Below are 6995 nucleotides of genomic sequence, written 5' to 3' on the forward strand. Positions count from 1 at the left end.
CCGCGGCCACCACCGCCAGCACCACGGCGCCCACCAGCCCGGTGGTCACGCCGACCGCGACGATCAACACCATGATCGTCTGCCTGCCCGACGGCCTGCCGTCGCAGGCCCTGACCGCCACCCAGCTCGACCGGCACTTCGGCGTGTCCGGCACCCTGCAGCCCCGGTTCTGGGCCATCCCGGACATGTGGCTGTGGCAGCGGCGCGACCTGGTCGCACCGCGGAAGGGACGTCCGGTGTACTGCGCCGGCGGACCGATCAAGCTGCTCGACCTGGCCGCCATGCGCCACGCCGCCGGCGTCGGCGCCGGCATCCGCCACCAACTGTGGCAGCAGGTCGTGCACGGCACCCGGCCGGCCACCCCATGGCCGACCCTGCTGGCCCGCCACCTGGCGGACCCCGCCCGCTACCCGCGCGAGCGGGCCGAGGCGGACTTCCACAACCAGGCCCGCGTCAACGCGATGCGGATGCACAACGCGGCCAGCTACGGCGCCGCCCACCTCGCCGTGGGGGAGCTGGAGATGTTCCAGGCAGGCCCGATGGCCTACCAGCACTACAGCGCCACCACCGCCGTGTGCGGCGACGCCCTGCTCACGCCGGACGGGCACAAGCTCGCACCCGCGAGCGACGCCCTCACCCACCGGGTGACCTACCTCGAGCAGGCGATGCGGTACCTCGACACCGTCGCGACCGACCAGCGGCTGCTCGCCGTCGCCCTGTAGCACCACCGGATCCGGAACCGGTCGGGCACCGCCACCCATCTCCCTCTTCCCTGGGGATCGGCGGCGGCCCGGCCGGCTCCACCCCCTTCCCAACCGCGCCGCGCCGGCCCTGGCAGCAGACAGCGAGCTCTACCAGCCGCACACATGAGCCCCGCCGGCCTGCGACGCACACCCCTAACCCGACCAGCGCGGCGAGACCGCCATGGCAGGTCACCGCCTGTCGGGGTACTCGCCGACACCGCCACCCGAACCTCAGCTCCACCTGGCACTCGCGCTCGATCCGGATTTCCGGGTCCGACGCCGTACGTCGCCGCGGCGGGTGTGAGCACGCTGCCGCCCGCGCACGGGCCCGGCGCCCCGGGCTGGGGCACCCCGCAAGCCCGGCCAGCGAACGGCCGACCTTTCCCTCTTCCCCCATCAGAAGGTTCCTTCGCCATGTCCGACCGACTGTGGTTCCGCGTCGACGAGGTCCTGCCCCTCGCCGAACATGCCGCCGCCACCCGTGCGTATCTGAGGACCCGGCAGCAGTACCGGGCCGTTGTCCCGGACCAGGCCGCGCTCATCTGGTCCCACGACGCCGACGGTGACTGGTTTTCCTCCAACGGCGTCCCCCGCTGGTACGACGCCAACGGCGCCCACCACCGGGCCCTCGCCGAAACCTGGACCCACACCGCCACCGGCGCCACCGGCAACCCGATCCCCGCCGACGACGGACACGGATTCCTGCCCCTGCACACCGACCACCGTGACGGCCGGCGGGACCTGCTCGACCTGCTCCGCTACGCCCGCCACCACGGGCTGCACTGGTTCGGACTGCACCCGGACCCGGCCCGCGACGACACCAACGACCGCTACCGCATCTCCCGCCACCGCGGCGACATCACCCCACCGCTGTCCACCTGGACCCCGGCAGCCGTGACCTGCGACGTGGTCGGCGGCGGCACCTACCGCGCCATGGTCGCCCCCGGCTACACCACCCTCACCCGCACCGGGCTGCTGTGCCGCTTCCCCCGGTTCTCGGTGCAGCGAATGGCCGCCCACCTCGACGCCCTCTACCCCGGCGACATGCCCGGGGAGCACCCCCGGCTGCGGTTCGACGGCGACGAGGTCGCCGTCGAGTGGGAGAACGACGACGGCCTGGACAGTCGCTGGGTCGAGGACGACCGGGTCACCCCGGACGCCAACCGCTGCTACGCCATCGGCGCCTACCAGTGGCCCTGGACCCTCGTCGCCTCCGAGGCGACCTCCCGCGCCGCCGACCCGAAGGACCGGTCGCGGTGATCGTCGACCAGGTGTTCCACTAGGCGGCCCTGGCAGCTACGAGCTGACCCGGGTGCACCACACCGACGGGTACGTCCTGCGGGTCCGGGTCTACCGCGACAGCTACGCCAAGCAGAGCACGGCGGTCGCCGAGGTCCTCACCCCTCTGTTCACCTGGACGATCATCGCCAGCAGCCCCGGTCACGGCTGGCAGCGCACTACCCCGACCACCTCACCCGACGTGACGCCGCTGGTCCCGGTCGCCGACGAGGTGCTGCAGCGGGCGCGGCGGATCCTTCCCGTGCCGCCGCCGTTCACCACGCCCGGCCGGTAACCCGCCAAGGCCGCACCCTCACCCACCAGCGGACCCAGCCCCGGCTCAGCGTCTTCCGAACCTCCAACCGCCCGCCGCACCACGGCGGGCTGATCAGCGCGTCCACGGCCCACCGCCGCTGACGCGCTTTCGCACTGGCACGACCTGGCCGATGCCCGGCCACCCGCGCACTCGCGCACACCCGGGCACGGCCGTGCCCGGGTTCCCACCCCGCAGAAGGGAACCCCCCATGACATCCACCAGCAGGCCCCGCGTCGCCGTCGTCGGCGGCAGTATCACCGGCCCGGTCACCGCGTTGCTGTTGCTGCACGCCGGATTCGACGACGTCACCGTCTTTGAGGCGGCACCGGCGTCCGCGCCCCTGGGCGGCGGCCTCATCGGTCTGGAACACCCCGCCCTCGACGTGCTCGACCGCCTCGACATCGGCCAGCACGAGTTCGTCGCCCACGACTCCGAGGCCATCGTCCAGATGACCATCCGCGACCGCCACCCCGCCGAGACGATCCAGCGTACCTACCCGGGCCGCAACACCACCTGGACGCTGCTGCACCAGGCGCTTACCCGCCGGCTGCCCACCGGTGTCCTGCACTCCGGCATGAAGGTCACCGCCCTGGCCGAGCAGGCCGGCCAGCCGGTGCTGCGGTTCCGCGACGGCCACACCGCACCCGCCGACCTGGTCGTGTTCGCCGACGGCCGGTCCTCCACCGGCCGCCGCCTCCTCGACCCTGATCGGACCCTGCGGTACGCCGGTTACGTCGCCCACCGCGGCATCGCCGACATCACCCCCCAGCCCGGGCTGCGGGATTTCCTGCGGCTGCAGCCCTGCCCCGGTGCGCAGTTCAACCTCGCCCCGGTACCCGGCGGCTGCGACTGGACCTTCTACCTCAACTGCACCAGCGGCGAGTACGCGCAGCGGTTCGGCGCCGACCCCACCCGCCGGGTCTTCGCCCTACCCCGACACGTCAGCTCCGCCGCCCGCACCCACGTCGACACCCACGCCGACCACCTCCTCCCGGCAGACCACGCCGCCGTCGTCCACGCCACCACCACCCGCATGGCGGTGCCAGTCCTCGACATCACCCCACCGGAGCGCATGGTCTGGCCCGTCGGCGCCGGTTACGCCGTCCTGCTCGGCGACGCCCTCGCCCCCGTCCGCCCCCACACCGCCCGCGGCGCCAACAACGGCATCGAACAAGCCGCCGGCCTCACCGCCGCTCTCACCCAGCACCGCAAGTACGCCGCCGACCTCACCGCCGCCCTGCACGGCTGGCAACGCCGGCACCTGCCCGCCGCCGTCGCCGCCGTGCACCGCGGACCCGCCATCGGCCACCAACTCGGCCTCGGCACCCACCAACCCGCCCAGTAACCGACCCCGAGAGAAAGGAGGTGGCCCCTCGTGGCCACCAAGACCACCGCGATCCTCGTCGACGACCTCGACGGCTCCACCGACGACGTCGCCACCTACCAGTTCGCCTTCAACGGCGTCACCTACGAGATCGACCTGTCCGCCGACAACTTCGACCGGATGGCCGCGGCCTTCGGCCCGTTCATCACCGCCGGACGGCGCCTGCCGAAACAGCCCCGGGCACCACGGCGGCAGCACGGCACCACGACCGGCCGCACCCAGAGCCAGGAGATCCGCACCTGGTGGTGGACCACGAACTGGCAGGAGCTGAACCTGCCCCAACCACGAACCGGGGGCGTCATCCCCGCCGCGGTGCGCGACGCCTACCGCGCCGCGCACTGACCCCGATCCCCGATGTCGCCCGGCGAGCGATCGCCGGGCGGCACTCGTGCGCGTCGCCGCAGTCCCGCACTCCGGGCAGACGACTTGATCAATACCCGAACCGAAGCGTGCATCAGTGCACGCGCCTCACTCACCGACCCCTGCCGACGGCAGGAGAAAGGGGGCCATGCGCCCATGACCAGCACCCCAACCAACACGACCACCGATACGGCCGCAACGGCGCAGCCGGCGCCCAGCGTCGCGAAGGTCCTCGCCGCGCTGCACCGGCTCGGCGAGGCCACCGCTGCCGCCATCGCCACCGAAGCCGGCCTCGGCTACTCCACCACCACCCCGAAACTGCGCGCCCTGGAAACCGGGGGACTGGCCGAGCCCACCCGAAGCGACACCGGACGCAGCCTGTGGCGGCTGACCGACACCGGCCGCGCGCACGCCGAACAGGGCGAGCACGGCCAGCCCGCACCGGAGCCCGCCGCCCGCGCCACCGACACACCCGGCACCGCCGCCGAACACGGGCCGCGCGGCGACGACACGCAGGACAGCGAAGAGGCCGCCGGGCAGGACCACGACCAGCGGCCAGCCGCCGAGGTTCCCGCCGAAGGGGAGCCGGACGCCATACAGGAGTCGACATCGCCGGCTCCTGGTGGTGTCGAGGCGGCACCCGACGAGGCCGCTGAAGCCGAGGACACCGAAACCCACGACGGCGACGATGACGACCGCTCGACTGCCGAACCCGAGGTGCCGGTCGCGACCGACGACACCGACCCGGCCACCGGAACGACGCCCGCAGCGAACGAAGCGGACGCCGGACCGGCCACACCGGACTGTCCCCCTGTCGGCACGGCCACCGACAGCACCACGGGCGACCCCGCCACGGAAGTACCCGCCGCACCGCCGGTCACGGAGGCGGCGGGCGAGGCGGCACAGCCCTCTACCCGGCGGACGTCGGGCACCCTGCGTGGCGCGATCCTCGACATCCTTGAGGCCAACCCCGGCCAGCAGTACAAGGTCAGCGAGCTGTGCAAGCTGGTCGACCGGGCCAACGAGGGAACCGGCGCGAAGAAGGCCAGCGCGGGTGCGGTCCACAACGCCGCCGTGAAGCTCGTCGGGATCGGGCGGGCAGTGCTGGCCGCCGAGAAGCCCGCGACGTTCGCTCTCGCCGACACCACCGCCTGAACGACCCCACCCTGCCGGTAGCCCGGAGGCGGGCGTCGAACTTCCCGGAACCACGCCCGCCCCCGGTGCTCCTTCACAGACAAGGAGCTCCCGAAGTGTCTCCCATCCTGACCTCGATCGTCACCGCCGCCGGTGGAGTCCTCGCCGGTCTCGCCCTCGCCGCAGCGCTGCTGTGGCGCCAGCAGCAGGCGCTGAGCCGCGCCCGCTACGCCGCCGACCACGACGACACCACCGGTTTGCCCAACCGGCGGGCACTGCTCGCCGCCCTCACCCGCGCCACACGCGCAGGTGCCCCGTTCGGGCTCGTCCTGCTCGACCTCGACGGCTTCAAAGCCGTCAACGACACCCTCGGCCACGAGGCCGGCAACGACGTCCTCACCGAGGTCGGCCGGCGGCTGGCCGCCCTGCGGGGGCCGGTGCGGCTCGCCGCGCGGTTGTCAGGCGACGAGTTCGCCCTGCTGGTCGACGGCGGCCCCGACGACGTCGCCGCCGCCGCCCGCGCCGCCTGGCGGGCGGTCGGCCGCCACCCCGTCGACCTCGGCGAGCACGCGCTGGCCGTGCGCGCCAGCGTCGGGCACACCAGCGCCGCCCTCGGCGTCGGCCCGCGCACCCTGCTTAACCAGGCCGACACCGCCATGTACCAGGCCAAACAAACCGGAGCCGGGGTCCACGGCGCCATCGCCACCACCGGCCACACCGGACCGCCGCCGGGTACCCGCCTGCGGGACCTGCGCCGCCGCTGACCGCTCACGGACACACCAAGAGGACCTCGCGCCCGTCAACGGGCGCGAGGTCCTCACCGTGCCCCGCTTTCATCCGCCAGCCCTGCTTCCCCCGTCCTCGGCGACGGTCGCCGAGAACCCATTAAGGAGCGCATCCGCCATGAGCAGCCCTCACACCTACGCCGTCGGCGATCGGGTGATCATCGACCCGGCGGTGGCCAGCGCCAGCACCCGGGGCGTCACCTACCGCGTCACCCGGCTACTGCCGGTCAACGTCGTCGTCGAACCCGTCGACGGCGGCCGAGCCGTGAAGGTCAACCCCACCTACCTGCGGCCCGCCCCCAAAGCGGACACCACCACCGGCAGCGAGTGGACCATGGCCCACGAGGCGCCGCTGCATCCGGGCACCCTCGTCACCGCCGCCGGCGCGGGCTGGAAGCAGCCTCCCGACGAGCTGTACGTGGTGCTGCGCGACACCGGCACCGGCCGCGTCTCCCTCGTCCCGCTCGGCGGCAACAACGGCCGCTACTGGCGCGGCGTCTCCCACCACCTGCTCACCACCGTCGACCCCACCCGCGTACGCCTCGACCCCGAACAAGCTACCTGAGCTGCGAACCCTCGCCGCCGTGTCGGGCGGGCAAGGTCCTGCCCGCCCGACACGACTTGACCTTCATTGAGAGATGAGCGTCGATCAATGCTGGTCGTCGTCCGTCGTCCGGACACCAGCATTCCCGAGGGCTCCGACGCGAGTCGGGCGGCGACCGCGCATGCCCGCGATCCGCCGACCGAAGGGCCACCCGCCATGGCACACCCCGCACATCCCAAGGGCCGCAGCCGGCGCCCCAGCGACCGCACCGCCGTCCCGGACGACGTCACTGACCGGCTCCTGTGGGCCCTCGCGGTCGACGTCGCCGCCGCCCACCAACTCGGACCCGACGGCGCCTGCACGAACCTGCAGTGCCGTGGGCAGGACGGCCCCTGCTGGGCGCTGCGCACCGCTCTCCGCGCCGAACAACAAGCCCGCAGCGCACCCACCA

At 73.2% G+C, this 6995-nt stretch carries 8 protein-coding genes and 1 pseudogene; all 9 read left to right on the forward strand.

Translation table 11 applies throughout. The annotated features are described in order from the left end of the window. Positions 1-722: hypothetical protein (locus tag F8271_RS28825; protein WP_370461988.1), on the forward strand; the 722-nt coding region annotated here is incomplete at its 5' end. Positions 723-1157: 435 nt separating this feature from the next. Next, entirely contained in the window at positions 1158-2003 is an 846-nt protein-coding gene (locus F8271_RS28830; protein ID WP_151492987.1) for a hypothetical protein, read from the forward strand. 52 nt (positions 2004-2055) lie between these two features. Next, positions 2056-2316, forward strand: coding sequence for a hypothetical protein (locus tag F8271_RS28835; RefSeq protein WP_151492988.1), 261 nt, complete (start codon positions 2056-2058; stop codon positions 2314-2316). A 229-nt stretch (positions 2317-2545) separates the two neighbouring features. Continuing rightward, positions 2546-3682, forward strand: coding sequence for an FAD-dependent monooxygenase (locus F8271_RS28840; protein ID WP_151492989.1), 1137 nt, complete (start codon positions 2546-2548; stop codon positions 3680-3682). 30 nt (positions 3683-3712) lie between these two features. Then, entirely contained in the window at positions 3713-4063 is a 351-nt protein-coding gene (locus F8271_RS28845; protein ID WP_151492990.1) for an Lsr2 family protein, read from the forward strand. Between the two features lie 12 nt (positions 4064-4075). Beyond that, entirely contained in the window at positions 4076-5236 is a 1161-nt protein-coding gene (locus F8271_RS28850; protein WP_225854836.1) for a MarR family transcriptional regulator, read from the forward strand. Positions 5237-5331: 95 nt separating this feature from the next. Then, complete coding sequence (locus F8271_RS28855) at positions 5332-5979, forward strand: GGDEF domain-containing protein (RefSeq protein WP_151492991.1); 648 nt, start codon at positions 5332-5334, stop codon at positions 5977-5979. 139 nt (positions 5980-6118) lie between these two features. Then, entirely contained in the window at positions 6119-6565 is a 447-nt protein-coding gene (locus F8271_RS28860; RefSeq protein ID WP_151492992.1) for a hypothetical protein, read from the forward strand. A gap of 87 nt (positions 6566-6652) precedes the next feature. After that, positions 6653-6995 (forward strand): annotated as a pseudogene (locus tag F8271_RS28865) (hypothetical protein); the annotation flags it as partial.

The organism is Micromonospora sp. ALFpr18c, from assembly GCF_008868155.1.
GTDB lineage: Bacteria > Actinomycetota > Actinomycetes > Mycobacteriales > Micromonosporaceae > Micromonospora.